Source organism: Collinsella tanakaei YIT 12063 (assembly GCF_000225705.1).
In the GTDB taxonomy this organism is placed as follows: domain Bacteria; phylum Actinomycetota; class Coriobacteriia; order Coriobacteriales; family Coriobacteriaceae; genus Collinsella; species Collinsella tanakaei.
In genome coordinates, this window is record NZ_JH126471.1 from 149,156 (window position 1) to 175,793 (window position 26,638).

Annotated in this window: 27 protein-coding genes; 12 read left to right on the forward strand and 15 right to left on the reverse strand. The window is 61.3% G+C overall.

Going from position 1 to position 26,638, the window contains the following annotated elements; genetic code table 11:
* Positions 1-92 precede the first annotated feature (92 nt).
* A complete protein-coding gene (locus HMPREF9452_RS08495; RefSeq protein WP_009141730.1) occupies positions 93-560 on the forward strand; it encodes an HTH domain-containing protein in 468 nt (155 codons plus the stop codon).
* Positions 545-2,017, forward strand: a complete 1,473-nt coding sequence (locus HMPREF9452_RS08500) for a BglG family transcription antiterminator (protein WP_040362765.1) — start codon at positions 545-547, stop codon at positions 2,015-2,017. The genes HMPREF9452_RS08495 and HMPREF9452_RS08500 overlap by 16 nt, the downstream gene beginning before the upstream one ends.
* A gap of 146 nt (positions 2,018-2,163) precedes the next feature.
* Here HMPREF9452_RS08500 and HMPREF9452_RS08505 read toward each other — a convergent pair whose 3' ends face one another.
* Complete coding sequence (locus HMPREF9452_RS08505) at positions 2,164-3,354, reverse strand: MalY/PatB family protein (RefSeq protein WP_009141732.1); 1,191 nt, start codon at positions 3,352-3,354, stop codon at positions 2,164-2,166.
* Positions 3,355-3,634: 280 nt separating this feature from the next.
* Here HMPREF9452_RS08505 and HMPREF9452_RS08510 point away from each other — a divergent pair, with 280 nt between their 5' ends.
* The 7 genes from HMPREF9452_RS08510 to HMPREF9452_RS08540 all read left to right on the forward strand — a co-directional run bounded on the left by HMPREF9452_RS08510 (position 3,635) and on the right by HMPREF9452_RS08540 (position 9,059).
* A complete protein-coding gene (locus HMPREF9452_RS08510; RefSeq protein WP_009141733.1) occupies positions 3,635-4,684 on the forward strand; it encodes a zinc-binding metallopeptidase family protein in 1,050 nt (349 codons plus the stop codon).
* Positions 4,685-4,769: 85 nt separating this feature from the next.
* Entirely contained in the window at positions 4,770-5,096 is a 327-nt protein-coding gene (locus HMPREF9452_RS08515; protein ID WP_009141734.1) for a PTS lactose/cellobiose transporter subunit IIA, read from the forward strand.
* A gap of 32 nt (positions 5,097-5,128) precedes the next feature.
* Positions 5,129-5,485, forward strand: coding sequence for a PTS sugar transporter subunit IIB (locus HMPREF9452_RS08520; protein WP_009141735.1), 357 nt, complete (start codon positions 5,129-5,131; stop codon positions 5,483-5,485).
* A gap of 37 nt (positions 5,486-5,522) precedes the next feature.
* Positions 5,523-6,875: a PTS sugar transporter subunit IIC gene (locus HMPREF9452_RS08525; protein ID WP_009141736.1), complete on the forward strand. Its 1,353-nt coding sequence runs from the start codon at positions 5,523-5,525 to the stop codon at positions 6,873-6,875.
* A 75-nt stretch (positions 6,876-6,950) separates the two neighbouring features.
* On the forward strand, positions 6,951-8,024 hold the full coding sequence (locus HMPREF9452_RS08530) for a M24 family metallopeptidase (protein ID WP_009141737.1): 1,074 nt from the start codon (positions 6,951-6,953) through the stop codon (positions 8,022-8,024).
* Between the two features lies 1 nt (position 8,025).
* Positions 8,026-8,712 carry an RDD family protein gene (locus tag HMPREF9452_RS08535; RefSeq protein WP_009141738.1) on the forward strand — a complete coding sequence of 229 codons (687 nt, stop codon included), beginning with the start codon at positions 8,026-8,028 and terminating at the stop codon, positions 8,710-8,712.
* A 74-nt stretch (positions 8,713-8,786) separates the two neighbouring features.
* On the forward strand, positions 8,787-9,059 hold the full coding sequence (locus HMPREF9452_RS08540; protein WP_009141739.1) for an HPr family phosphocarrier protein: 273 nt from the start codon (positions 8,787-8,789) through the stop codon (positions 9,057-9,059).
* A 158-nt stretch (positions 9,060-9,217) separates the two neighbouring features.
* Here the strand turns inward: HMPREF9452_RS08540 and HMPREF9452_RS08545 are convergent, their stop codons facing one another.
* The 11 genes from HMPREF9452_RS08545 to sufC all read right to left on the reverse strand — a co-directional run bounded on the left by HMPREF9452_RS08545 (position 9,218) and on the right by sufC (position 19,944).
* Positions 9,218-10,222 carry a GGGtGRT protein gene (locus HMPREF9452_RS08545; RefSeq protein ID WP_009141740.1) on the reverse strand — a complete coding sequence of 335 codons (1,005 nt, stop codon included), beginning with the start codon at positions 10,220-10,222 and terminating at the stop codon, positions 9,218-9,220.
* 18 nt (positions 10,223-10,240) lie between these two features.
* Entirely contained in the window at positions 10,241-10,975 is a 735-nt protein-coding gene (locus HMPREF9452_RS08550) for an iron-sulfur cluster assembly scaffold protein (RefSeq protein ID WP_009141741.1), read from the reverse strand.
* Positions 10,976-11,285: 310 nt separating this feature from the next.
* Positions 11,286-11,924, reverse strand: a complete 639-nt coding sequence (locus HMPREF9452_RS08555; protein WP_009141742.1) for an ABC transporter permease — start codon at positions 11,922-11,924, stop codon at positions 11,286-11,288.
* A gap of 2 nt (positions 11,925-11,926) precedes the next feature.
* A complete protein-coding gene (locus HMPREF9452_RS08560) occupies positions 11,927-12,730 on the reverse strand; it encodes an ABC transporter ATP-binding protein (protein WP_009141743.1) in 804 nt (267 codons plus the stop codon).
* Between the two features lie 89 nt (positions 12,731-12,819).
* Positions 12,820-13,725: a glycine betaine ABC transporter substrate-binding protein gene (locus HMPREF9452_RS08565; protein WP_009141744.1), complete on the reverse strand. Its 906-nt coding sequence runs from the start codon at positions 13,723-13,725 to the stop codon at positions 12,820-12,822.
* A gap of 62 nt (positions 13,726-13,787) precedes the next feature.
* Complete coding sequence (locus HMPREF9452_RS08570) at positions 13,788-14,432, reverse strand: ABC transporter permease (protein WP_009141745.1); 645 nt, start codon at positions 14,430-14,432, stop codon at positions 13,788-13,790.
* Between the two features lie 88 nt (positions 14,433-14,520).
* The gene (sufU, locus tag HMPREF9452_RS08575) at positions 14,521-14,937 is read right to left on the reverse strand and encodes a Fe-S cluster assembly sulfur transfer protein SufU (protein ID WP_009141746.1); all 417 of its coding nucleotides are present in this window, start codon (positions 14,935-14,937) and stop codon (positions 14,521-14,523) included.
* A gap of 72 nt (positions 14,938-15,009) precedes the next feature.
* Positions 15,010-16,335, reverse strand: a complete 1,326-nt coding sequence (locus tag HMPREF9452_RS08580; protein WP_009141747.1) for an aminotransferase class V-fold PLP-dependent enzyme — start codon at positions 16,333-16,335, stop codon at positions 15,010-15,012.
* Positions 16,332-17,594 carry a SufB/SufD family protein gene (locus HMPREF9452_RS08585; RefSeq protein WP_009141748.1) on the reverse strand — a complete coding sequence of 421 codons (1,263 nt, stop codon included), beginning with the start codon at positions 17,592-17,594 and terminating at the stop codon, positions 16,332-16,334. The genes HMPREF9452_RS08580 and HMPREF9452_RS08585 overlap by 4 nt, the downstream gene beginning before the upstream one ends.
* Positions 17,595-19,007 (reverse strand): Fe-S cluster assembly protein SufB, encoded by a 1,413-nt coding sequence (gene sufB, locus HMPREF9452_RS08590; RefSeq protein ID WP_009141749.1) that lies wholly within the window; start codon positions 19,005-19,007, stop codon positions 17,595-17,597. It abuts the gene before it with no gap.
* A 10-nt stretch (positions 19,008-19,017) separates the two neighbouring features.
* Positions 19,018-19,944 (reverse strand): Fe-S cluster assembly ATPase SufC, encoded by a 927-nt coding sequence (sufC, locus tag HMPREF9452_RS08595; RefSeq protein WP_009141750.1) that lies wholly within the window; start codon positions 19,942-19,944, stop codon positions 19,018-19,020.
* Positions 19,945-20,329: 385 nt separating this feature from the next.
* Here sufC and HMPREF9452_RS08600 point away from each other — a divergent pair, with 385 nt between their 5' ends.
* On the forward strand, positions 20,330-20,764 hold the full coding sequence (locus HMPREF9452_RS08600; RefSeq protein WP_009141751.1) for an RrF2 family transcriptional regulator: 435 nt from the start codon (positions 20,330-20,332) through the stop codon (positions 20,762-20,764).
* Positions 20,765-21,116: 352 nt separating this feature from the next.
* Here HMPREF9452_RS08600 and HMPREF9452_RS08605 read toward each other — a convergent pair whose 3' ends face one another.
* Positions 21,117-23,024 carry a fructose-bisphosphatase class III gene (locus tag HMPREF9452_RS08605; RefSeq protein WP_009141752.1) on the reverse strand — a complete coding sequence of 636 codons (1,908 nt, stop codon included), beginning with the start codon at positions 23,022-23,024 and terminating at the stop codon, positions 21,117-21,119.
* Positions 23,025-23,272: 248 nt separating this feature from the next.
* Positions 23,273-24,262, reverse strand: a complete 990-nt coding sequence (locus HMPREF9452_RS08610) for a D-isomer specific 2-hydroxyacid dehydrogenase family protein (RefSeq protein ID WP_009141753.1) — start codon at positions 24,260-24,262, stop codon at positions 23,273-23,275.
* Between the two features lie 574 nt (positions 24,263-24,836).
* On the opposite strand from HMPREF9452_RS08610, the gene loaP reads away from it, so the two are divergent.
* Both loaP and HMPREF9452_RS08620 read left to right on the forward strand, forming a co-directional pair.
* Positions 24,837-25,499, forward strand: a complete 663-nt coding sequence (gene loaP / locus HMPREF9452_RS08615; RefSeq protein WP_009141754.1) for an antiterminator LoaP — start codon at positions 24,837-24,839, stop codon at positions 25,497-25,499.
* Positions 25,500-25,540: 41 nt separating this feature from the next.
* Positions 25,541-26,272: a sugar transferase gene (locus HMPREF9452_RS08620; protein ID WP_050797654.1), complete on the forward strand. Its 732-nt coding sequence runs from the start codon at positions 25,541-25,543 to the stop codon at positions 26,270-26,272.
* On the opposite strand, the gene HMPREF9452_RS08625 is transcribed toward HMPREF9452_RS08620, so the two are convergent.
* Positions 26,263-26,638: hypothetical protein (locus HMPREF9452_RS08625; protein WP_009141756.1), on the reverse strand; the 376-nt coding region annotated here is incomplete at its 5' end. The genes HMPREF9452_RS08620 and HMPREF9452_RS08625 overlap by 10 nt on opposite strands.

Genomic DNA, 26,638 nt, shown 5'->3' on the forward strand with positions numbered 1-26,638 from the left:
CGAGTCTTTCCCCTATGTGGTGAAAGACTCGGCGTAGCTTGCTACATCTCACTGCTTTAGCATGAAATTCGTAACGGAGAAGGAGGTGCCCTTTGGCTGTTGATCGCAAACGGGGGATTGTTCGCATCTTGTCGGATCGGACATCCTGGGTCACCGCCTCCGCGCTTGCACAGGAAATGGGGTGCTCGTCCAGAACTATCAAGACTGACATCATGCGCTTGAATTCTATGCATGAGGGATTGATCGAAAGCGGCCCAAAGGGCTATCGCCTTGCCGATTCTGCAGCATCTTCTCGTATCCTGTCTAATGTTAGCCCCGAGGTCCCTCAGACGGCTGAGGCGCGAAAGCGCTACATATTGTTTGAACTTCTCATGCGCCATCGTGAGCTCTCTTGCGCGGACCTGGCCGAATCCCTCTACATTTCGCTCGCGACGCTCGACAACGAGCTTGTTGCCATCAAGCGCGAGTTACCGATTACGGTTTGTCGCTGCGGTCACGAGGCGGGTCTATCCATGTGGAAGGTAGTGCACGGGGCGAACGTAAAATGGTTGCTCAGTTGATCTTTGATGAGACAAAGGATTATTTCTCTCAATTTGAAATGATCAACGGGTATTTTCCTGGAATTGACTTGAGGACTCTTCGTGGCCAGATCGATGCGAGTTTAAAATCTCGCGGTTTCTATATCAACGATTACGCCCTCTCGAATCTGATCATCCATATCGCTATTTTTGTGGAGCGCACGCTCAATGGTTTCGATCCTGCCCCCTTGGCGGTCAAGCGTAGCCCGCATTCTGAAAGCAGCTCTGACGTTGCGCTTTCACGCGAACTGGAGCAGTCCGTTGAAGAGATATGCGCGGCAATCGAGAGCGATTACGATGTTGTCGTTGCCGAGAGCGACCGCGAAGCAGTGTACGTGATGCTTTCCGTGAATCTGATTCATACTGGTGGAAATGTTTTGGATGACCCGGAGCATAAAAAGGCGTTTGAAGTTCTGGAGGTAATAGCGCGACGAGTGCGCGATGTGTTCTCGCTTGATTTTTCCGATCATGATTTCATGCTTCGTTTTTCTCTCCATTTGGCCAATTTGTTCTCTCGCGCGGCGCTGAACATGCAGCTGCGTAATCCTCAACTGGGAGATATTAAGAACGGGCAGCCGTTTATCTATGACGTGGCGGTGTTTGTGGCCGATGTCATTCGTAGCGAGACGGGGTTTGAGATTAACGAGGACGAGATTGCGTACATCGCACTGCATGTTGGGTGCCTGATTGAAGAGCAGCGCACAAGCGCGAACAAGCTCCATGCCTTACTCGTGTGCGCCCAGCACAACGTGAATGGTGCCGAACGTATCGAGGCGTTTTCTCGTGAGGTCGAGCGCTCCCTAGTTATCGATGCGGTCGCGTCATCGATTGAGGATGTTGATTCTCTTGATCGTTACGATCTCGTTGTGTCAACGTTTCCAATTTCGGGATATACCTCCGTGCCGGTTGTCCAGATTTCTTCGTTCTTGGGCAGTCGTGATGCGCGTGCTATTGAAGAGCGCGCCGATGCTATTCGTCGAACACGCGAGCGCGAAGAGCTCAATCGCGATATGCGCACCTTCTTTCGTCAGGAGTTTTTCTCCATTGAGCCTGATGTTGCAAATTGGCGTGAGGCGATTGACTTGATGGGAGGCCGTCTGGTTGATGAGGGCTATGCGTTTGATGACTTTTGCGAGCGTTTGCTAGAGCGCGAAGAGATGTCTTCGAGCGCGTACTGTGATATTGCGCTACCGCATCCGGTGGATATGGATGCTAGGCGCACGGCGGTTTCGGTTGCTTTGTTCCCTCGGGGCTTATCGTGGCAGGGAAGAACCGTGCATGCGGTTCTCATGCTGGCCATCAAACGAGATGACCGCGCGTTTTTCTCCGAGCTGTTCAACCATATAGCCGTAGTTCTCACCATTCCTGGCGCCATGCGATCTATCTCTCGGGCGACCACTTACCAGCAGTTCTTGGACGCTATGCTTTCTTACCTGTAATCTCGCTTGCACCGCATGTCTTTAATAATGGCCTGCGGCGCATTGCGTTGATATGAAGATTCAGCTTTTGTACTGTAAAAAAGAGCGACACCCGGGAGCGGACTCTCGGGCGCCGAACTGGGGGCTTCTTGCGGTGCGTGGTCGTGCTATCGCACAAGCTGATGCGCTTCCATGCGAAGGAGCGCCTCGGATGATAGTGCACGAGGACAACCGAGGTTGAGGCGGATGAACTGACTGCCGTTATCTACGTAGAACGTGCCGTCGCCAACAATGACGCCCGCTTCTCGCGCCATGTGCTCGCACAGCTCGGTGGCGGTGGCGCCCGTTCCAGAGATATTCACCCAGGGTAGGTAGGATGCTTGCATATGCATGAGCTCCCAGCCCTTCATGCGGCTTTCAATGAAATCGGCGGTTTGCTTGTAGCTCTCGCGTAAGTAATCGGTGATGGCGTCAAGCCATTCCTCGCCTTCGTTGTAGGCTGCGATGATTGCGGCGCACCCAAAGGTATTGGGCGAGGTGATGGAATTCATCTCCAAGCGATGGCGGAAAACGTCGCGAACGCGCGCTGAAGGAATCATGGAGTAGGAGGTCTTGAGGCCGCCGAGGTTGAATCCCTTGTTGGGCGAGGTGAGCACGATGAGGTTGTCGAGGTAGCGGTCGGGAAGCTGCAGGGCGGAATGAAAATCACCGCTCATAATATGCTCGCAGTGCACCTCGTCCACAACCAGTAAGCAATTGTTTTTATAGCAGATCTCTGCGACGCGCTCGATTTCCTCAAGAGTCCAGATACGTCCGCCGGGATTGTGCGGGGAGCAGAACAGGTGAATGCGAGGATGGAAGCGCTGCATCTGTTCTTCAAACAGGTCAAAATCAATGTAGTAGGTGCGGTCTTGGTAGATAAGCGGATTTGAGATAATGCGGAATCCGTTATTGTGGGCGGCGTAGCCAAACGGGTCATATACCGGCGTGTTGAGAATCACGCAGTCATTCGGTTGGCAAAACGCTTGGTACAAGTAGTGAATGGTGGGGACGGTACCGTATGCGAGCGTGATCCAATCTCGCTCTACATCAACGTTATGGCGCCTGTGCTGCCAGGACATAACGGCGCTATAGAATCCGTCATGGGCATAGCCGTAGCCATACGCCCCGTTCTCTGCAACTTCGACAAGGGCTTTGCGAACGGCGGGCGCAGCGGGGAAGTCCATGTCGGCGATCCACATGGGAATATAGTCCTCTTTTGCATACGGGAACTTTTGCTGGATGATTTCTCGATCCCATTTGCGTGCATGATCGAGCGATCGATCGGCCATGACATCGAAGTTAAACTTCGCAGACATGCGAACCCCTTTCACAATGAACGTGAGATATGCCCCGCGCGCGATTTGCGCTCGAGCATCAGCGTTTCCATTATCCCGTGCTGGGTTTTTCATTCCATCCCTGCACCTTTCACTCCAGGGGTGAAGCCATGGGGGATGTTCGGCTTTGCACCGCAAGGGTGAAGCGGTGGATAAAGCATTTCCCCGCTTTGCCGCATACACTGCAAATTGAACAGCCGCACTCGGCACACGGGGCCTGATCCCTAGAGCCGCGGTCACAACGCATGATGGAAGGAGCATCGTGAACGAAGGACTTATTACCCGCCTGAGCAATGCTGACGCGGTGGCATGCCGCGAGACGGAGGTGCGGGCGGTAATGCACGAGGAGCTCGATGACATTGCCGATGCCGTTGAGTACGACAAGCTCGGCAGCATTATGTTCAAGAGCGCTGGCACCGAGGAGAACCCGGTTCGTGTTCTGTTTACCGGTCATATGGACGAGGCCGGTTTCATGGTTCGCTATATCTCGGATATCGGTATGGTGCACGTTATTGGTGTGGGCGGCCCTCGCAAGAACAGCGTCGAGAGCCAAATCGTTCGCATCAAAACGCGTTCTGGCAAGAAGGTGCGCGGCGTCCTGTTCGCCAAGCGCGCCGACCTTGAGAGCCAGCCGGGTGATATGTATATCGATTTTGGCTGCGAGACGGCAGAAGAGGTTGCTGAGCTTGGCATCCAGATTGGTGACTGGGGCACGTTTGACGCCGATTGCGAGCTCAAGCCCGTGGGCGATATCCTGCTTGGGAAGGCATTTGATGATCGCGCCGGCGTATACGTGGTAACTGAGGCCATGAAGCGCCTTGCGGGCACCCCGCATGCTGCGGAGCTGTGGTTTGCCGGCTCTTCGAGCGAAGAGGTTGGCTGCCGCGGCGCGGCAACTGCCGCTGCACATCTCGACGCGGATATTGTCATTCCGGTTGACATCGCCAATGCTCCCGAGTTTACCCGCAATTGGGAAAACCAGCGCAAGTGCGGCCACGGCCCCATGATCGTTCATTACGACCGCATGCACGTGCCCAACGAGAAGATGCTCCACCACATCATCGACCTTGCTGAGAAGAACAACATCCCCTTCCAGCGCGACATCTTCAAGGGCGGCGGTACGGATGCCGGCACCGCGCACCTGGTCGGCGATGGAAAGCTCGCCACCGTTATCGGCGTGCCCGTGCGTTATTGCCACGGATCTTGGTCCGTTATGCGCGGCGGCGATCTCGATGCCGCAGTCGACCTTGTGTGCGCCATCGCTACGTCGATCGATCGCGCTACATACGAGGAGCTTAAGAGCTTCGACTAGCCCCCTTAAAGGCCCTGGGGGTTGCGTCGACCCCCAGGGTCACTTCTTACCGTACGTATCCACGCAGCAAGGAAGGAACTGTCCCGTGGAAATTAACGAGCAGCAGATTATGACCATCATCGGTGCGGCTGGCGCCAGCAAGGCCAAGGCTTTTGGCGCCCTGGCTAAGGTCCGCGAGCATGATTACGAGGGCGCCCGCGCCATGCTGGTAGAGGCGAAGGAGGCTGATCTCCAGGCGCATCAGGTACAGACCGAGATCATTACCGCGGCACTGTCGGGTTCGGATGACTCTGGTGCAAATCTGCTCATGGTCCATGCTCAGGACCACTATATGACCTCCCAGCTCGCGCGCGATCTCATCGCGGAGATAGTCAATATCTTCGAGGCACGCGACGCAGAGCAGGATAAATAGGCAATCACGCCATACGTAGGAAGGAATCGATCATGGCGAAAATGGACATCGTACTGTGCTGCGCAGGCGGCTTCTCCACCACGATGCTGATGGATCGCATCAAGCAGACCATTCACGAGAGCAAGGCTCTTAACGACGACGACTTCACCCTGAAGGCTATTGCCGCCGACTTCCTCGACCAAGAGGTCGACCATATGGATGCACTCATCATGGGTCCCCAGGTTGCGCATAAGCTGGAGTCCATCAAGCCTCTCATCGAGCCGCGTCACATCCCCTATGTGATCGTTGACCAGGATACGTACGGCAAGATGGATGGCGCAACCGTCCTCAAGCAGCTTCTTATTGCAAAGAGGAAGGCCGACATGGCCCGCGAGGCTGCTGGCGAATAGGACCATCTTGGCATACAACTCCTAGAAAGGAAGATGAATGGAAGACACCACCAAGAAGGTGGGAGCATTCGATAAATTCGAAGACCTCCTTAACCGCTACCTCGGCCCGATCGCCGAGAAGATGGATAAGCAGCGCCACTTGAGCGCGGTCAAAAAGGCCATGGTTGCTATGACTCCGCTGCTGCTTATTGGTTCGTTCTGCCTTATTCCCTCCGCTATCCCCAACATGATTGGAGAGAGCAATCCTCTGTCCGTCTGGATTGTGGCCAACACGTCCTACTTCGACCTTGCCTACACCGTGTCTATGGGTCTCATGTCCGTGTTCGTAGCCGTTGTCGCTGCGTACCACCTCGCAAAGTCCTATGACCTCGATATTCCTGGCTCTCTGTGCATGGCGCTTGTGGCATTCCTGCTTCTCGGCATGGAAATGGACGAGGCGGGCGGAATTTCTTTGTCTGCGCTCGGCTCCAAGGGCCTGTTTGTAGCCATGTTCGCTTCACTTGTTGCCGTTGAGCTTTATCGCTGGTGCAAGAAGCGCAACTTCACTATCAAGATGCCTGATTCTGTTCCGGATTTTATCTCGAGCTCCTTTGAGATCATCCCGGTAACCATCATCGTCATCGGTGTGTTCCTCGCTATCCGCATCGTGTGCCAAGGCGTATTCGGCGTCATGCCCAACCAGATCTTCACCAATCTGCTTGCCCCGCTCATCGGCTCCATGGACAGCCCGCTTGCGGTAACGTTCTACCATACGCTGCGCTGCTTCATCTTCTTCTTCGGCATCCATCCTTCGGTGCTCTCACCGATTGTCCAGCCTATCGCTACTCAGTTCCTGGCCGAGAATATCGAGGCGGTTCAGGCCGGTGGCGTTGCTACCCACATTTTCACCCCTGGTCCCATGTCTGCATTCGGCGGCTTCACCGGCCTGGGCGTGACCATGGGCGTCGTTATTTGGTACATGTTCTCCAAGTCCAAGGTCCAGCGCGAGATTGGCAAGATCGCATTCATTCCCTCGCTGTTCGGCGTGAACGAGCCCATCCTGTTCGGCGCTCCCATCGTCTTGAATCCTATCATGTTCATCCCCTTCGTTCTGTTCGGCGGCATCCTGTCTTCCATCCCGTTCTGGTTTATGAGCTGGGGTTGGCTTGACTGCTCTACGTTCACCCCTCCGTATGTGGGCGTGTTCCTTGAGGGCTTCCTCACTAACATGGACTGGCGCTCCATCGTCGCCAACATCGTTCAGCTGGTCGCGGCGCTCATTGTGTACTACCCCTTCTGCAAGGTTGCCGAGAAGCGCGCCCTTGAGGAAGAGGCTCGCATCGAGAGCGAAAAGTCCGCGTTCTCCGCTGAGGACGAGGCAATCCTCGACGACCTCGGTCTCGACTTCTAGTTGTTATCGCGGTTTTGAACCACTTGATGCCCGGCGGACCTCGTGCCCGCCGGGCGTGTTTGAAAGGTGACAGACATGAATGCTCGTGTTGAGTCGGTTCGTGCTTTAATGGACGAGCGCGGACTCGATGCCCTTCTTATCAAGGGCAAGACTCTTAAGCGGTATTTGGGAACGGTGACTGGAAGCGGTTGCAAGGTGCTTATCACCCGCGCCGGGGGTTACCTCATCATGGATGGCCGCTATGTGAACGAGGCTGCAGACATCGAGCACGACCTCGAGTTTCGCGTACACGAGCAGGGCGTGAGTTACCTTGGAGAGCTTGCTATCCTCATAGGGGAGTGCGACATCCATCGTCTGGGTGCCGAGGCTTCCCAGGTGCTTGTGAGCGAGTACCAGAAGCTGTGCGATCTTGATGTTGAGCCCGTGCTGCTTGATGGCGAGCTCGCACGCATGCGCATTATCAAGGACGAGTATGAGATTGCTGCGGTTCAGCATGCCGTCGATGTTGCGGACGATGTATATGCCAAGGTGCTCGAGCATTTGCATATCGGCATGACCGAATATGAAATCTCCGCGCTCGTGCATTACTACTCCATCGCGGCGGGCGCAGAGGCGATGAGTTTCGATACGATTGTTGCTACCGGAGAGCGCAGCGCGCTGCCCCATGGTCGTCCGACGATGCGCACGGTGAACGAGGGCGAGCCTATTCTCATTGATTTTGGTGTGCAGATCAATGGGTACCAATCTGATATGACAAGGGTCTGCTTCATCGGGCAGCCTTCTTCGCAGATGGTGAAGGTGTACGACACGGTATTGGCAGCTCACTTGGCCGGTATCGAGGCGATTCGCGAGGGGGTTGTCGCTCGCGATGTGGACGCTGCGGCTCGTAAGGTTATTGCTGATGCGGGTTATGGCGCGTATTTCACCCATGGATTGGGACACGGAATAGGCATGGGCGGCGATCTTCCGCTTCTTAATACCAGTGGCGACATCGTTCTTCGAAACGGCATGATTATGTCGTGTGAACCGGGTGTTTATTTGCCTGGAGTGGGCGACGTGCGTATTGAGGACGATGTACTGCTGAGGGACGGAGTCGCCGTTCCGCTCAACCATACGCCCAAGCAGCTGCGTATTCTTGAGGTTCGATAGCATGGGTAAGAAGAAGAGCAAGAAGATGCGTTCGCACGTGCAGATAGGCGAAGCGGCGGCGCTGGAGATGCCGTTGGCATCTCCAGTGAAGGCGAAGACGCCGGCCTCCGCCTTGGTGGTCCCCGCGCCCCCTCTTTCACGTCTTTATGCATATGCGATCGATTGGGCTGTTGGCGGCGTGGTATCCGGTTTCCCTGCAGTTTTGCTATATGCTGCGGTCACCCGTCGCAACGACATGTTCTCGAATCTCTACATCTTCGAGGCGCTTGGGTATCCTTGGGCCGTCGGGGTGGTGGCGGGTACGCTTTGCATCCTTGCAGCCATTCTGTACTTTGTGGTGGTCCCACTTCGCGTGTGGCCGGGGCAGACGCTGGGAAAGCGCATCGCTCATATTAAAGTGCTGCGCGAGGACGGTACGGCTGCAGGTCCTTTGTGCCTGGTTATTCGCCAGGTGCTTGTAGGATTTCTTCTTGAAGGATCAGGATTTGTGGTTGCCCGCTATATTCGCGAGATGGCGGTTCTGGCTACTCGTGTCGATGTGAACTATTACTGGGAGATTGCCGGTATGGTCATCACCTTGATCTCGGGCATACTTGCACTCGTCCTTCCTTCGCGTCGCGCCTTGCACGACTATCTTGCGCGAACGCGCGTAGTTCCAGCAGAGGGCCATCCTCTGTATAGGGGCTAGTGAACTACTTAACACTACGGTGAACGTGTTTATCGGGTGTTGCAGCACAACGCTTGAGATTAAAGGAGATTAGCATGATTACTAAGTCGACCACTGTTGTAAATCCCACCGGGCTTCACGCTCGTCCCGCCGCCGTGCTCGCAACAAAAGCCGGCGAATTCTCTTCGAAGGTTGAAATCAAGAATCTTAGTAAGGATTCAGATTACAAAGATGCCTCTTCAATGCTGTCCATCATGATGCTTGGAATTACTCAGGGCACCGAGGTCGAGATACGTGCCGAAGGCGAGGATGAGACTGAGGCGGTTAACACCTTAGTAGAGCTTATCGATTCCGGATTTGGTGAGTAGGTTTTTCGCAAAGGCGCGAGACGCTTTATAACACCAGCTAACTCTCTAAAAAGGCCATCGCTTGCATGGGCGATGGCCTTTTTCGACCCATAAGAAAAGCCGCCACCCGAAACGGGTGACGGCTCTCAAGACGTCTATCGCAGGCGATAGGGGGTGTCTTAGTTGTTCAGAGCGGCGTTGACGGCAACGGCGCAGGCGACGGTGGCACCGACCATGGGGTTGTTGCCCATGCCGATGAGGCCCATCATGTCGACGTGCGCGGGAACCGAGGAGGAACCGGCGAACTGGGCGTCGGAGTGCATGCGGCCCATGGTGTCGGTCATGCCGTAGGAGGCAGGGCCGGCGCCCATGTTGTCCGGGTGCAGGGTGCGGCCGGTACCGCCACCAGAGGCGACGGAGAAGTACTTCTTGCCAGCCTCCAGGCGCTCCTTCTTGTAGGTGCCAGCGGTGGGGTGCTGGAAGCGCGTGGGGTTGGTGGAGTTACCGGTGATGGAGATGTCGACGTTTTCGTGCCACATGATGGCAACGCCCTCGCGGACGTCGTCGGCGCCGTAGCAGTTGACGGCGGCACGGGGACCATCGGAGTAGGGGATGGTCTCGACAATCTTCAGCTCGCCCGTGAAGTAGTCGAACTGGGTCTTCACATAGGTGAAGCCGTTGATGCGGGCGATGATCTGGGCGGCGTCCTTGCCCAGGCCGTTGAGGATGACGCGCAGGGGCTTCTGACGGGCCTTGTTGGCGTTCAGAGCCAGCTTGATGGCGCCCTCGGCGGCGGCGAAGGACTCGTGGCCGGCCAGGAATGCGAAGCACTCGGTGTCGTCGGACAGCAGCATGGCGCCCAGGTTGCCGTGGCCCAGACCAACCTTGCGGTCCTCGGCGACGGAGCCCGGAACGGTGAAGGCCTGGATGCCCTCGCCGATGACGGAAGCGGCCTCAGAAGCGGTCTTCACGCCGCGCTTGAGGGCCAGGGCGCAGCCCAGGGTGTAGGCCCACTCGGCGTTCTGGAACGCGATGGACTGGGTGTCGTGAACGATCTCGCGAGCGTTGACGCCCTTGTCGAGGCAGATCTGCTCGGCTTCCTCGAGGGAGGCGATGCCGTTCTCTGCGAGGCAGGCGTTGATCTTCTCAACGCGGCGCTCGTAACCTTCGAAAGTAACAGCCATTCTTATATCCCTCCCTTTCTACTCGTGAACCGGGAACACGTTGGCGACGGTGTGAGTCTCCTCGTCGGTACGAGGATCGATGTACTTGGCGGCGTTCTCCCACTGGCCGTAGTGACCCATGGCGCCGGCGATGGCCTCCTCGGGGGTCTTGCCGGCCTTGAGGGCGTCGGTGAACTTGCCAAGGTTCATGAACTCGAACGCGATGATCTCGTTCTTGTCGTTCAGAGCCATGCGGGTAACGTAGCCCTGGGCCAGCTCGAGGTAGCGAGCGCCCTTGGCCTTGGTGCCGAACATGGTGCCGACCTGGGAGCGAAGGCCCTTGCCAAGGTCGTCAAGGGAGGCGCCGACCGGCAGGCCGCCCTCGGAGAACGCGGTCTGGCTGCGGCCGTACACGATCTGCAGGAAGATCTCGCGCATAGCCACGTTGATGGCGTCGCAGACAAGGTCGGTGTTGAGAGCCTCGAGGATGGTCTTGCCGGGGAGAATCTCGGAAGCCATGGCGGCGGAGTGGGTCATGCCGGAGCAGCCGATGGTCTCGACCAGAGCCTCCTCGATGATGCCCTCCTTGACGTTGAGCGTGAGCTTGCACGCGCCCTGCTGGGGAGCGCACCAACCCACACCGTGCGTGAGGCCGGAGATGTCAGAGATCTCCTTGGCCTGAACCCACTTGCCCTCCTCGGGAATGGGTGCGGGGCCGTGGTATGCGCCCTTGGCGACGGGGCACATGTTCTCCACTTCAGATGAGTACTGCATGCCTCTCCTCTCTGTTGTAGTAACACGACATGCAAGACTTATTTTAGCGCGAAATGCACCTTGCCATTTCGGTGAACGGTCGAGTTTTTTCGGATGCGGCGGCACTTATAGTATTTGGACGAGTTTTTGGTTGGATTCCCGTCGCGTTTCAGCGGGTCTCGGGCGAGTCGCTGCAGGCTACGGCGGGCGGCAGCGGACTTTCGGTAGGAGGCTGCGGGCGGCCGCAGGCGGGCGGAAGGCTGCCCGCGGTCTGGGTTTTGGACGATGAAATTGTTGCGGCGGCGTGAACGCGGCATCGCCGGCGGCGACCCTAGCCCTCTATATGCAACCGCTTCTCGCAGGCGCGCGCCGCGGCGCTCAGGCCGGCGTCGAAAGCGAGGGCGAGCGCCGCGCAGCAGATGGTTCCTCCCAGGATCTTATCGATGTTCATGGTGCGAAGTCCGCTGAAGAGCACGGCTCCCAGGCCGCCGGCGTTGATGGCGGCCGCGACGGTGGCTATGCCCACGGTCGATACGCAGGCAAGGCGCAGGCCCGCGAGAACGGCGGGCATCGCCAGCGGCAGGCTCACCGTCAGCAGCACCTGGGCCTCGCTCATGCCCATGCCGCGGGCCGCTTCCAGCACGGAGGCGTCCACGCCGCGAAGGCCCTCCAGGGCGTTTCGCACCAGCATGAATTGGTTGTAGGCTACCATCACTATGACGGCGGTGGTGAATCCCAGGCCGGTCCACGGGATGAGCAGCGCGAACAGCGCCAGCGAGGGGATGGAGTAGAACGCGCCCATAAGCTCCACGGCGGCGTCGCCCAGGCGCTTGAACTTAAGGCAGGCCAGGGTGAGGACGCAGGCCAGGGCGCAGGAGGCGATCATGGTGACGCCCAATAGCTGCAGGTGTTGGGCGCAGGCGCGCATAAAAAGGTCCGCGTGGCTTGCCATATAGGAGAAGACGCCCATCGCTATCGCCCCTCCTGCGATGCCTTGGGGGCGGCGTCGCGCCCCGTCGGAGCCAAGAAGCCCTGCGTGGCCAGCAGCTCGCGCACAAAGGGCGTGGCGGGGCGGGCGGCCAGCTCGTCCGGAGAAGCGAACTGCTGCACGCGTCCGGCGTCCACCACCAAGATCTTGGTGGCGAGCTTCATGGCCTCGGCCACATCATGCGTCACAAAGATAAACGTCTTGCCGCTACCGCGGTGGATGTGCAGCAGCTCGTCTTGCAGGCTGGCGCGGGTAAGGGCGTCGATGGCTCCAAAGGGCTCGTCCAGCAGCATGATCCGCGGCTCGGCGGCAAGGGCGCGCACCAGGCCCACGCGCTGCTGCTGTCCGCCGGAGAGCTGGGCGGGGTAGCGGTCGGCGAACTCGGCGGGATCCAGATGGACCAGGCGCAGCAACTCGTCCACGCGCGCGTCTATGCGCCCGCGGTCCCACTTGAGGATCTTGGGTACGCAGGCGATGTTTTGCGCCACGGTCATGTGGGGAAACAGGCCGGTCTGCTGGATCACGTAGCCAATGCGGCGGCGCAGCTCCACGGGGTCCAGCTCGGCGACGTTCACCCCATCTACCAGCACGCGGCCCTCGTCGGGGTCGTGCAGGCGGTTGATGAGCTTGATGAAGGTGGTCTTGCCGCCGCCGGAGGTGCCCAGCACGCAGACCAGCTCGCCGGGCTCGACGGCCAGGCTCACGTGGTCGAGCGCGGGCGCGGCGGCGCCGGGAAAGCGCTTGGTGACGTCGATGAATTCCACGGCGGGGGCGGTTGCGGTCTGCACGGCGCTCCTTTCGAGAGGGGCCTGGTCAAAGGGGACGAGGAGGGATTGCTTGATTGCTACCTGATAGCTACTCGATGGCTACCTTATGGTTACCCGATGCTCTCGAAAAAGGCGCGGGCCACGTCCTCGTACTCCTCCTTGTCGATGTCCACCCGGGCGTTCAGGCGGGTGAGCTCCTCGGTGGTGAGGGCGTCGTTGACGCGCTTGAGGGCCTCCTCGATCTGGGGATGCGCGTCCAGGACCTCGGCGCGAACGACGGGGGCCACGTTATAGGGCGGCCACACGTGCTTGTCGTCCTCCAGCAGGGTGAAGGCGTCATCGGTGAGCTGGGCCTCGGTAGTGTAGGCGGGGGTCACGTCCATCTCGTCGTTGGCGAGCACCTGGTATTTGAGGCCCTCGTCGAAGACGGCGTGGTCCTTCCAGTCAAAGGGGCCGTAGACGGCCTCCAGCGCGGGCAGGCCGTCGGCTCGCTCGTCGAACTGGCCCTGGCTGGCAAAGCGCAGCTCGCCGGCGTGCGCCTGCAGGTCGGAGATGGTCTTGATGCCAAGGCGCTTCGCCGCCTCGGTGCGAATGACCAGGCCCTGGCCGTCGGCGGCTTCGGACTTGTCGAGCCACACCAGGTCGAACTGCTTTTTATACTCGTCCTTCACGGTGTTGTAGACGGTCTCCGGGTCGGTTAGGGGGTCCATCTGCAGCACGGAGATCAGGCCGGTGCCGGTGTATTCGGGGTACAGATCGATGTCGCCGCTCTCCAGGGCGGTGTGGATAAGCGAGCCGGAGATCTCAAAGGAGCGGTTTACGGTGAGGCCCGCGTCCTCCAGCGCCAGTGCGTAGAGCTCGGAGAGGATCACGCCCTCGGTAAAGGCCTTGGAGCCCACGGTGACGGCGTCGCCATCGCTGCCAGAGCAGCCGGCGAGCGCGCCCGCGCCAAAAAGCGAGAGGGTGGCGGCGCCGCACAGGGCGAGGGCGCCGCGGCGGGATATGGGTTGGTTCATGGTTGCATCCAATCTGGTAGGAGGGTCTTTTGCCGCGGGCGGGCGGGTGCGGCCATGGGGACCTAGCGTCCCGCGCGCTCGTAGCGGCGCATGCGGGCGTCCACAAGCGCCAAGCCGCGGTTCACCAGCAGCGAGAGCAGGGCGACCGAAAGGCCGCCTATCCACAGCAGATCGCTGCGCAGCGCGCCCAGGCCGGTGTAGATCAGCACGCCCAGTCCTCCCGCGCCGATGTAGGCGGCAAGGGTGGCGGAGGCGATGACCTCGGTGGCGGCGGTGCGCACGCCGGCGAACGCCAGGGGAAAGGCGAGCGGGCATTTGACGGAGAAGAAGAGCTGCGCGCGGTTCATGCCCATGCCCAGCGCGGCCTCTATCACCGCGGCGGGGACGCTGCGGAAGGCGACGGCGGTGTTGATGAGGATGGGCGGGATGGCCAGCACCGTGAGCGCCGCCACGGCGGGCGGGGTGCCCACGCCCAGCACGGGCACGCATAAGATGAGCACTGCCAGGCTGGGGATCACGCGGAACACCCCCGCGACGCCGCCCGCCAGCCGTTCGGTGAGGGCGCTCGCGCTGCAGGCGACGCCCAACGGCAGCGCGAGCGCGCAGGCGGCGAGCAGGGCGGTGGCGCTGATGGCCAGGTGCTCGGCCACCATCTGCAGCCAATCGGCCCCGTTTTGGGCGAAGTATGTTGCGATTGCTTCGATCATGCGCGGGTTACTCGTCCTTTTAACGCTTGTTGTCCGGCTGGGGCTTGTTGTCCGGCTGGGGCTTGTTGTCCGGCTGGGGACGCGGGCCCTAGAGCATGCCGTCCAGGGTGCGCCAGGCGAGCTCGGCGCACTTCACGCGGGCGGGCATGTGGGAGATGTCCTTGAGCTGGGCGGCCTCGTCCAAATCCTCGTAGTCTTCTGAAGAGAGCTCCTCGCCGCGGATCATGGCCAAGAACAGCTCGGAGAGGCGTTTGGCCTCCTCGACGGTCTCGCCGGTGATGAGGTCCGCCATGATGTCGGCGGAAGCCTGGCTGATGGCGCAGCCGTGACCGGTGAAGGCGGCCTCTTCGATCACGCCGTTCTCCACGCGCAGGGAGAGGGTGAGCTCGTCGCCGCAGCTGGGGTTGATGCCGTCATGGGTGTGGGTGGCGTCATCCATCTGGTACTTGTAGTCCGGGTGGGAGTTGTGCTCCATAAACGAGGTGGAAGAGTAGAGGTTGCCCATGGGGTCTCCTATCGAATAAGCGGGGCCGCCCGCAGCAAAATGGGACGGCCCCGTAGAGGTTGGTTTGACGCGCTAGCCGTTAAAGGTGCGCCACACGGCGTCCAGCGCCTCGAGGAACGCGTCGACGTCGTGCTTGTCGTTGTAGAACGCCAGGCTCATGCGGCAGCAGGCCAGGTTCTCCACGCCAAGCCAGGTGAGCAGCGGCTGGGCGCAGTGGTGGCCGGCGCGGATGCAGACGCCCTGCATGTCCATGATGCTGGCCACATCGTGCGGGTGGATGCCGCGCACGTTGAAGCTGATCACGCCGTGGTGGCGGTCCCAGTAGATGGAGCCGATGATGTCCACGTAGGGCAGCTGGCTCATCTGCGCCATGGCGTAGTGCACAAGGGCGGCCTCGCGCGCCTGGATGGCCTCATAGCCCACCTGGTTGACCAGGTAGTCCAGGGCGACGCCGGTGGCGTAGATGCCTGCGGCGTCCTGGGTGCCCGCCTCGAACTTCTCGGGCACGGGCGCCCAGACGGCGTCCTGCTCGGTGACGGAGTCGATCATCTCGCCGCCGGTGAGGAAGGGGCGGGAGCGCTCGAGCAGCTCCATCTTGCCCCACAGCACGCCCACGCCCATGGGGCCCAGGGCCTTGTGGGACGAGAAAGCGAAGAAGTCAGCGCCCAGCTGCGCCACGTCCACGGCCATGTGCGGCACGGACTGCGCGCCGTCGACCACCATGTAGGCGCCGTTCGCGTGCGCTGCCTGCGCCAGCTTGGCGATGGGGTTCTCGACGCCAAGGACGTTGGAGACCTGCGTGGCCGCGACGATCTTGGTCTTGGGGCCGATCTTGGCGGCGATCTCCTCATCCGTGAGCTGGCCGGTCTTGGTGGGGTAGAGGTAGACCAGGGTGGCGCCCGCCTCGCGGCAGGCCTGCTGCCACGGGATGAGGTTGGAGTGGTGCTCCATCACGGTGATGGCGACCTCGTCGCCGGCTTCGAGCACGGTGGGGGCGAAGGCCTTGGCCACGATGTTCAGGCTCTCGGAGGTGTTGCGGGTGAAGACCACCTCGCGCGGGTCGCCCGCGCCGATAAGGCCCGCGATCTGGGCGCGCACCTTGGCGATGGCCTCGGTGGCCTCGACGGAGAGCGAGTACAGGCCGCGCAGCGGGTTGGCGTTCATGGTCTCGTAGAACTCTTTTTGGGCGGCGAGCACGCAGGCGGGGCGCTGCGCGGTGGCGGCGCTATCGAGAAAAGCGATTTGGGGCTTGCCCGCCAGCAGCGGGAACTGCGCCTTGTAGGGGTTGGTCTCGATGTCTACGCGGGGCCATGCGCGCGATTGCGGCGTGGAGGCGTCCAGCACGGGAGCGCCCGGGGCGGTGCAGGTGTCGCAGCCCACGTTCTCGGTATCGATCATGCGATCTCCTCTTCAAAGTTATCGACCAGGGTGGAGGCCAGGCGCACCACGTTGTCGCGCATCTGCTCGTCCGGGGCGGTGATGGCGGCGTCTTCAAGCTTGGCCGAGATAAAGAGCTCCTCCGCCTGCTTCTCGGACAGGCCGCGGCAGCCCATGTAGAACAGCTGCTCGGGGCGCACGTGGCCGATGGTGGCGCCGTGGTTGCCGGCGACGTCGTCCTCATCGCACAAGATCATGGGCACGGTCTTGTTGTCCACGCCCTTGTTGGCCAGAAGCACGGTCTCGCGCTCGTTGCCCTGGGCTCCCTTGGCGCCGTGCATGAGGTCGATGGTGCCGCGCAGGATCTTCTTGGACGTTCCGGTGAGCACGCCGTTGGCGTCCAGGTTGCACTCGGTCTTCTTGCCGCGGTGGCGCACGATGTAGTTGAAGTCGCGCTCGTCTGCGCCCGCGCCCAGGTAGCTGGTGTCGATGTCGATGCGCGAGCGGTCGCCGCGCAGGTCGGCGGCGAGGCCGGTGGCGGTGAATGAGCCGTCCAGCACCACGTGGCGCACGGTGACGCGCGCGTCGTCGTCCAGGATGAAACCGGAGTCCTCCACGCAGGTCACGCCCGCGCCGCAGGTAAGGTAGACGGTCACGTTCACGCGGGAGCGCTCGCCGGCGAAGACGCGCAGGGCCGAGCCGGCAAAGGCCGCCTGGTCCGCGCCGCAGGCGGCGTCGATGGAGATGGCCAGGTCGAGCTCGGAGTCCTCTGCGGCCACCACGTCGATGCTCGCGGACGAGGAGGTGCCGGGGCGGGCGGACACGCGCACCGTGGCGGATGCCTCGTCGCCCGGCTCGGTCGCCAGTACGGCGGTGCCGCCGGCCAGGAAGTTGAGGTAGGCGCGCGCATCGCGGCCCACGCCGGTCTCGAAGTCCGCGGCCACGTCGCCGGCTATCTGGGACAGGGCCACCTTCTTCTCATAGGAGGACAGCGCCGGGGTGTCCAGGTCGCTGGCGCCGGCGTCGTGCCCCTGCGCGGCGCGCAGGATGGCGCGGGTGTCCGCATCGTCGCCGCGGCGGGCGTCCACGCGCTGCTGCAGCTTCTCGACGGCGCCCTCGAAGCTGGCATGGGTCTCCAGCAGGTCGCCGGCGTTCTCGATCACCACCTGGCAGTCGCGCTCCAGCCCCGCGGGCACGGCGACCTTGGTCTCGTTCATCTTGAGCCAGCTCCAGGTGGGGGCGGGCATGGCGTTCGCCTTTTTGATCACAAGAGCGTCCATCTAGCCAATCGCTCCTTCCATCTCGAGCTTGATCAGGTTGTTCATCTCAACGGCGTACTCCAGCGGCAGCTCCTTGGAGACCGGGTTGGCGAAGCCGTTGACGATCATGGTGCGGGCCTCCTCCTCGGAGATGCCGCGGCTCATAAGGTAGAAGATCTTGTCGTCGCCGATGCGGCCGATGGTGGCCTCGTGGCCTATGTTGACGTCCTTGGCGCGGATGTCCATCGCCGGGATGGTGTCCGAGCGCGAGATGTCGTCGAGCATGAGCGACTGGCAGGACACGCTCGCCGTGGCGCCCTCGGCCGCCGGGGTGGCGACGATGGAGCTGCGGAACGTGGAGATGCCGCCGCCCTTGGAGATGGACTTGGTCTCGACCGTGGCGGAGGTGTCCGGCGCGCCCAGGACCACCTTGCAGCCGGTATCCAGGTTCTGGCCGGTGCCGGCAAAGGTGATGCCGGTGAAGCTGGAGCGGCTCTTGCGGCCGGAAAGCACGCTCATGGGGTAGAGGTAGCCCACGTGGCTGCCAAAGGAGCCCGAGATCCACTCGATCTCGCCGTACTCGTCGCAGCGGGCGCGCTTGGTGTTCAGGTTGTACATGTTCTTGGACCAGTTCTCGATGGTCGAGTAGCGCAGGTGCGCGCGCTTGCCCACAAAGAGCTCGACGGCGCCCGCGTGCAGGTTGGCCACGTTGTACTTGGGCGCGGAGCAGCCCTCGATAAAGTGCAGGTCCGCGTCGTCCTCTACCACGATGAGCGTGTGCTCGAACTGGCCGGCGCCCTTGGCGTTCAGACGGAAGTAGCTCTGCAGGGGGAAGTCCAGCTTGACGCCCTTTGGCACGTAGACAAACGAGCCGCCGGACCATACGGCGCCGTGAAGGGCGGCGAACTTGTGGTCCGTGGGCGGGATCAGCGTCATGAACTTCTCGCGGATGATGGCCTCCCACTGGGGCTCGTGCAGCGCCTCCTCGATACCGGAGTACACGATGCCCATCTTAGAGGCCGTGTCCTGCATGTTGTGGTAGACCAGCTCGGAGTCGTACTGGGCGCCCACGCCGGCCAGGTAGCTGCGCTCGGCCTCGGGGATGCCCAGGCGCTCGAAGGTGTTCTTGATGTCGTCCGGGACGGACTCCCAGTCGTTTTTCTGCTCGGTGTTGGGCTTGACGTAGGTGACGATGTTGTCCATGTCCAGCCCCTCGATGCCCGGGCCCCAGGTGGGGTTGGGCATCTTGTGGTAGATCTCCAGCGACTTCAGGCGGAAGTCCAGCATCCACTGGGGCTCGTCCTTGCGCTGGGAGATCTCGGTGACAATGTCCGGGGTGAGGCCGGCGTCCAGGCGCTCGAAGCCCTCCTCGCCGTAGGTGAAGTCGTAGAGGCTGCGGTCGATGTCCGCTACCTCGGTGCGTTTCTTGCTCATGCGCCCCTCCTTAGCGGGCGTCCGCGTTGCCGCAGGAGTCGCCGGCTCCGTCGAGTGTGGCGCGCAGCGACTGCACCATGCCGGCGCCCAGGCTGCTGGCCGCGGCGCGCACGGCGTCGATGGCGGCGTCGCGGGAGGGCTCGCCCTCGTGCGCGGCGCGCTCCGCCTCGAGCTGGGCCGCCGCCTCGCGCTCGAAGGTGTCGAAGCCGTTGGCGTCGATCCAGGGGATCAGCGAGGCGTCGTCCTCGCGGACGATGCGGCCGTTGACCATGACGTGCACACGGTCGACCTTGAGGTGCTCCAGGATGCGCGTGTTATGGGTGATGATGAGAAGCGAGCCGTCGGTCTGCTTACGGTAGGCGTCCATGCCGCGCGAGACCACGCCCAGGGCGTCCACGTCCAGGCCGGAGTCGGTCTCGTCCAAAATGGCCAGCTTGGGCTGCAGAAGAAGCAGCTGCAGCATCTCGACCTTCTTCTTCTCGCCTCCGGAGAAGCCCACGCCCAGCTCGCGGTTGAGGTAGGACACGTCCATGTTGAGCTCGCCTGCCAGCTCGGTGACGCGGCGGCGGAACTGCTTGCCCTTCATCTCGAGGCCCTCGCGCCCGGCGATGGTGGCGCGCAGGAAGCTGGACAGCGGCACGCCGGGGATCTCCACCGGTGCCTGGAAGGACAGGAACAGGCCCGCGCGCGAGCGCTTGTCGCAGGAGAGCTCGGTGACGTCCTGGCCGTCGAAGAAGATGGAGCCCTCGTCCACGCTATAGGCGGGGTCGCCCATGACCAGGTGGCCCAGGGTCGATTTGCCGGCGCCGTTGGGGCCCATGAGGACGTGGGTTTCGCCGGCGGCGACGTCCAGGTTCACGCCGTGCAGGATGGTTTTCTCGTCCACCGACGCGGTGAGGCCGCGAACGGAGAGGAGCGAGTCAGCAGTGGTGGTCATGTGCTGCGCCTTTCTGTTCTTACGGGCTTGCTGCGTGCTGATGCGCGTTTCAGTCGCGCTCGGCGCGGCGCGTGGGGCACAGAAGGCGGCGTTTGGTTGTTACGGTTGTGTTGCGCCCGACCGCTTTGCAGAAACCCTAGGAATTCTCTCGGATTAACGATAAGATTGTACCGTTTTTAGTCAAGGATAAATCCGAGTAATCCACTAAGATTTATGTGCGATTGATGGCGTTGGCCGCCGACGTTGTTCGCGGGCCCGGGCGTCCGGGTTTTCCGGGCCGTGCGCCCGGGCGCTCGAACGGCGTGCCCGCTTGGCGGGGCGTCCGCGTGGCGGGGCGTCCGGTCGCTTCGCTATCGCATGGTGGATGGACCAAAAGGAGGGTTGCATGCTCATCTCGTCAAAAGGGCGCTACGCGCTGCGCCTTATGATCTATATCGCCGCGTTTGGGGACGAGGAAGGCAAGATCGCCCTTCGCGAGGTCTCGGAGCGCGAAAAGATCTCGCTGAAATACTTAGAGCAGCTGGTGCGCCCGCTGATGCACGCCGAGCTTTTGCGCTCCGTGCGCGGCAAGGGCGGCGGTTACGTGCTGGCGCGCCCGGCAGACGAGATCACCGCCGGCGACATCCTGCGCGCCGCGGAGGGCACCACCGCCACCGTGGCTTGCGACGGGCTCGAGGGGGCGTGCACTCGCGCGGACCTGTGTTCCACCGTCAAGTTCTGGACCGGCCTGGAGAAGGCGATCGACGACTACGTAGACGGCGTGACGCTGGCGGACCTTGCCCGCGCGCCGGAGATTCACCTGGATATAGAGCGCAAGTAGCCCGCGAAGGCGTTCCAGGACCAAATAGAGCGCTACCGCGGAATGGCGGCTGTGCCAAATAATCGCTTAATGCGGGCCCTGGACCAAATAGTCGCTTAGTGCGGTCCAAATCGTGTCAAATAATGCGTTAGTGCGGGACGAGGACAGGATAGAATGGGTACCTTATGAATAAGGCATCAGCATCGCCCGAGCTAGAAGGCCCGGGCGACGACGCTCGATGAATACAGGAGCCGCTTCGGAGCTCCCTCAATCCGCACTAACGCACTATTTGACCAAACCTCTGCACTAAGTCGTTTTTTGACACAGCCGGATCGCCGCCTCTTTGCGGTAAAGGGAATGGGGCCCTGCGTGCCTACTCTGCGCGGTGCTCTGCGATCAGGCCGCTGCGGTAGGCGTCCAGCAGCTGGCGCAGGTCGCTTATCTGGCCGCGGATCACGTCGCCGGTATCCGTGTCGCTCACCATGATGCGCTGCTCGTGCGGCTCAAAGCTGGTGGTCTCGCTTTGGATGTCGGCGTTTCTGGTGATGGCTTCCTCCACGCTCTTGAACGCCTCGTGCGCCTTGATGCGCATGCCGCGAGAGCTCGAGATCAAGGTGTAGCCGGCGATGCCGGTGGCGGGGTGGTAGGCGGAGCAGAAGCCGCCGTCGATCACCAGCAGCTTGCCGTTCGCGCGGATGGGCTGCTCGCCCTGCACGGTCTTTACGGGGGTGTGGCCGTTGATGATGTGGCCGCCCGCGTACAGGCCAAACTCGCGCATGATGGCGTCGCACGGGCCCTCTTCGCGCGTCAGGGTGAAGTAGGGGTCCATGGGCTCGGACCAGGTGGACTTGTCCTCTATGTAGGCGCGCTCAAAGGTCTTCACCAAGCGCCCGCTGGCCGGCGATTTAAAACCGATCCACAGGTACCACATCCAGTCCAGGGCCTCCTGGTCGCCGTCGCGCCAGGCGCGTCGCGCTATGCTGTCGCAAAAGTCCAGGTAGTCCCGTCCGCTTTTCCAGGTTCCCATGCAGTTCATGGCGCTAAAGGTGCCGTCCTCGTTCATGGGAACGCAGCCGTGGAACAGCAGGTTGCCGTTGCTCGCCAAATACATCGAGCCGTTGGAGTACAGCAGGTTCACGTGGCGGCGCAGGTGGTCGGAGGCGCGGAACTCCGCCACCAGCTTATCGACTATCTCGCGCTCCTCGCAGGTGAGCTCGTAGGGGTGCGCGGCGTCCACGGTGGGGAAGTCTCGCGTTACCAGCGGCCAGGTGCCGTCCTCAAGCTCGACGGTGCCCGCTTCAAGGTCCATCTTGTCCAGCAGCAGGCGCCCCTCCATATCAAACTCCGGATGGCGGGCTATGATCTGCCCCTCGAGCTTGAACAGCAGCACGTTGATCGCCTTGATCAAGGGCGAGATCGCCTCGCCGGGCTTGTAGGTGCGGTCGGCAAAGGCCACCAGGCCGCGCAGCGAGATGCCGTAGTCGTTCTCCAAGATTTCGTAGTTGCCGTAGCGCAGGTTGTTGCGCAGCACGGTCACCACGCAGGCGGGCTCGCCGGCGGCCGCGCCCATCCACAGAAGGTCGTGGTTGCCCCACTGCACGTCTAGGCGCTGCGCGTGGCACCGCTCCAGGCGGTCCATGATCTTGGACGCCCCGCCGCCGCGGTCAAAGATGTCTCCCACCAGGTGGATGTGGTCAACGGCCAGGCGCTTGATCAGCTCCGCCAGCGAGCAGATGAAGTCCTCGGTAGAATCCGTCTCCAAGATTGAGTCGATGATGCGCTCGTGGTAGCGCACGCGGTAGTTGTTCTCATCCGGGTGCGTGTGCAGCAGCTCGTCGATGATGTAGGCGTAGTCATGCGGAATGGCCTTGCGCACCTTGGAGCGCGTGTAGCGGCTCGATAGCTTGCGCGCCACGGTGATCAGCTGGTCCAGCATGGTCTTGTACCAGGTGGGGGAGTCCTTGTGCTCGCTTCGCACCAGCTCGATCTTCTCGTGCGGGTAGTAGATCAGCGTGCACAGGTCGGCGCGCTCTTGGGCGCCCATGTCCTCAAAGATAAGGTCGACGTGCTCGCGCACCACGCCCGAGCAGTTGTTGAGGATGTGCATAAACGCCTCGTACTCGCCGTGCACGTCGCTCATAAAGTGCTCGGTGCCCTTAGGCAGGTTGAGGATCGCCTGCAGGTTGATGATCTCGGTGAACACCGCCTGCTGGTTGGGAAATTGTTGGGAGAGTAAGGATAGGTACTTCATTGTCTGCTCGGTACAGCCCGATACAACCATGTTGAGAACTCCTTGCGTTTAGGTAAGCGAATGCCGGGCAGCCCCTCCCTGCAGGCTTCCCGGCGTATTGATTCTAGTATGGCCGCAAGCTATCGTGCCCGTGTGAACGGAGCGTTACGGTTCTGCGAGCGGCCCTAAGCCCTCTATGGGCGGCTCCGTCCAATGGGTTTTGTGGACGAGTACGCCTGCCGCCGCCCGCCCCAGCAGGCGCCCGCCATCAAGTCTCAGGCATCGCGCGGGCCCGTGACTCACAGCTCGGTGGTGCAGCGCCCCTCCACCATGGCCGGGATGTTGGCGATACCGTCCTCCACCATGCTGTCAACGTCCACGTCCGTGTAGAAGGCGATGTGGTTGGTCAGCAGCACGTTGGGGAACTGGCGCAGGTAGGCCATCTTGCGGTTGGAGATGATGTCGTTCATGCGGTTCTCATGGTAGATGCCGCCCTCATCCTCGAAGACGTCCATGGCAAGGGCGCCCATCTTCTCGGATTCCACGGCGTCTATCAGGGCGTCGGTATCCACCAGCTCGCCGCGGCTCACGTTGATTAGCACCACGCCGTCTTTCATCTTGGCGATGGCGCCTGCATCGATGATGTTGCGGGTGGAATCCATCAGTGGCACGTGGATGGTGATAAGGTCGCTATCGCGGTAGAGATCATCCAGGCCTACGTACTCAACGCCCTCGCGCGCGGCGAGGTCTTGGGCGGGGTAGGGGTCGTATGCCAAGATCTTGCAGCCAAAGCCGCCCAGGTAGTCTATGACGGCGCGGCCTATGTGCCCAGTGCCCATCACGCCCACGGTCATGGTGCGCAGCTCGCGGCCAAGCAGGCCTTCAAGCGAGTAGTCGTTCACCTGCATGCGCCAGATGGCGGGCTTGCACTTGCGCAGCGCCATGAGCATGAGCATGATGGCGAATTCCGCCACGCCGTAGGGCGGGTAGGTGGTGTTGCACACGCGGATGCCGGCTGCCTTCACGGCGGGCAGGTCTATGTGGTTGAAGCCTACGCAGCGGCTGGATACGTAGCGCACGCCCAGCTGCTGCAGGCGCGCCACGATATCTGCGGTGAGCAGCGACTTGTTGGTGATGACGATGGCCTCATACCCTGCGAGCGCATCGATGTTATCCGCGCTCAGGGGCTCTGCCACGGCGTCGATCGAGTAGCCATCCGGCAGCGCGGCTGCGGCGCGGGAGAATGCCGCCTGCTCATCGGGGCGAAGCTCATAGAGCTTGATTTTCATGGTGAATCGGTCCTCTCATAGGTCCGCAAAAAGCTGTAGATACGCCATGATTCTTCCCGCGGCGAGCCAACTCGATACCCCACCATCTATGTGGGGACGGGCGAAGCTCGCCGGGGTCCCGTACACGTTTGGGCGCGGTGCGAGTTCAGTTACTGATACCGGGTTCGAGCGATTAGCCCCAAAAGAACGGGGATATTTGTGACAAAGGTGTGGTGGGTTTTGCAATTTGGACGAGTTTTGGTTGACGTTACCAAACCATAACATCGTTGTGGCCGACTATCATCGCAGGTAGCAAGCATGATCTGCGTCAAATCATGACATTAAAAGATAAATTGATACCAATGCAAGCACACTCATTGAGTACAATCTTGAGCACAGCTCATTTCTTGATGCAGCGAGGAATGCGGCCGTTCAAACATATCGTGCGCAAAAGGGGCGGTGCCTGGTGTGGGCCCTGGATGTCGCGCGAGTTCTATATGCCAGCTTTTCACCGTTTACGGTGGGGGCGAAGCCATGCGCTTGCGAGGTGTGGGTCCTACCTACTCATATGCAATCGCAGGGAGGGACGGATACTATGGGCGAGAACGCTGCGCGCTCATCGTTGGAGGCTTGCCAAAAGCCTGGGTCTTCTATACCCATGGAGGGGCCGGGCGATACGGGCGAGGGCCATAAAATCCAAAAGGAGAAGTCCTCGGGTGATTGGTATGTTGTCCAGGTTCCCACCGGCCAAGAAACCGCCATGTGCCAGATAATCCAGCGCGTGGCGGGCAAAGACGTTCTCAAGGAATGCTTTACGCCGCGCTTTGCCACGGAGAAAAAGGTCAAGGGCCAATGGGTACCGGCGGAGTCTCTGCTGCTGCCCGGCTATGTGATCGCTGTTACCAATGACGCCGTAGCGCTGTACGAGCGTCTTAAGAACGTGCACGCATTCACACGCCTGCTAGTTTCTGGCGACGTGTTCTGTCCTTTGGACCAAGATGACCGTGCGTGGCTGGGAGCCTTCACCAATGAGGGCGACCGCGTGATTCCCATGAGTAAAGGGTTTATGGAAGGCGACAAAGTGGTGGTGTTCAGCGGGCCTCTCAAAGGAAGGGAGGGCTGTATCACCAGCGTCAACAGGCGCAAGAGCGTGGCGTATATAGAACTGGATATGTGCGGACGGCGCGTAAAGACTCGCATTGGCTTAGGGATTGTGAGGAAGCGTCGGTGTCCGGGGGAATCAACAGCACAACAATAAATAGTGCATCAACTGCAGCGAGCGTTGGCGTAGAGCCGGAAGTGGGGGAGCGGATCGATCCTGCCACCAATAACGCCGTGCCGGTGAGCAAAGAGCGCGCCGAGTACGTTTCGCGTGTGGGTGAGTACGACCGCTACCAGGCCATGCAGGACCTGCGCGACGCCAACCGCGGCAAGTGGTTGTACCGTTCGTGTCGTCGAATAATCGATATCGCCTTCTCCGGCGCCGTGATAGCCGCGGGGCTCATCCCGGGCGCCCTGATCTGCGCGGCGATCCGCCTGGAGAGCCCGGGCAGCCCCATCTACAGCCAGAAGCGCATCTGCCGCACGCACCGCGACGGGCGCGTCCACGTCTTCACCATGTACAAGTTCCGCAGCATGTACGAGGACGCCGACGAGCGCCTCGAGGAGCTCCTGGGCTGCAACGAGATCGACGGCGCCATGTTCAAGATGAGGGACGACCCGCGCGTCACCCGCGTTGGCCGCTTCCTGCGCAGGCACTCCATCGACGAGTTCCCCCAGTTCATCAACGTCTTCCTGGGCCAGATGACGGTTGTGGGCCCGCGCCCGCCGCTGCCCTACGAGGTGGACGAGTACGACGCCTGGGCCATGCAGCGCCTGGCGGTGAAGCCCGCTGTATTTGGTCAAGTAAAAGTTTCCGAAATGGTAAAAGGAGCTTTCCGATTTGGTAAGCGAAAATTTTCCGAAATGGTAAGGCCCACGGGGCGGGCTCCCGCGCCCGCCCCGCCGACCGTCCGCACGTCCTACAGGTAACCCGAATCCTCCGCCTCGAGGAGCCTGTCGAGGAGGTCCGGAAGCACCTCCAGCAGCGCCCTCGACGGGGCCGGGTAGTCGAAGTCGGTCCCCTCCACGGAGATCTCCAGGGAGGGGCAGCCCTCGGCCTCGCCGGTCGACACGGCCCAGCTGGTCACCCTCCATCCGTCGAGTCCCGGGAACTTGGCCGTCACCGCGATCTCCGCCTCCGGGTCGAGGCCCTCCAGCCAGTCCATCGCCTGCCTCGCGTTCATGCGCGTCCCCCCTTCCGAGCATGAGGGCTGCTCCAGCCTATGGCTGGGGCCGCCGAACTCCACGAGCCTTCCGTGGTGGACCACGCGGTCCACGATCGCCGCGGCGAGCTTG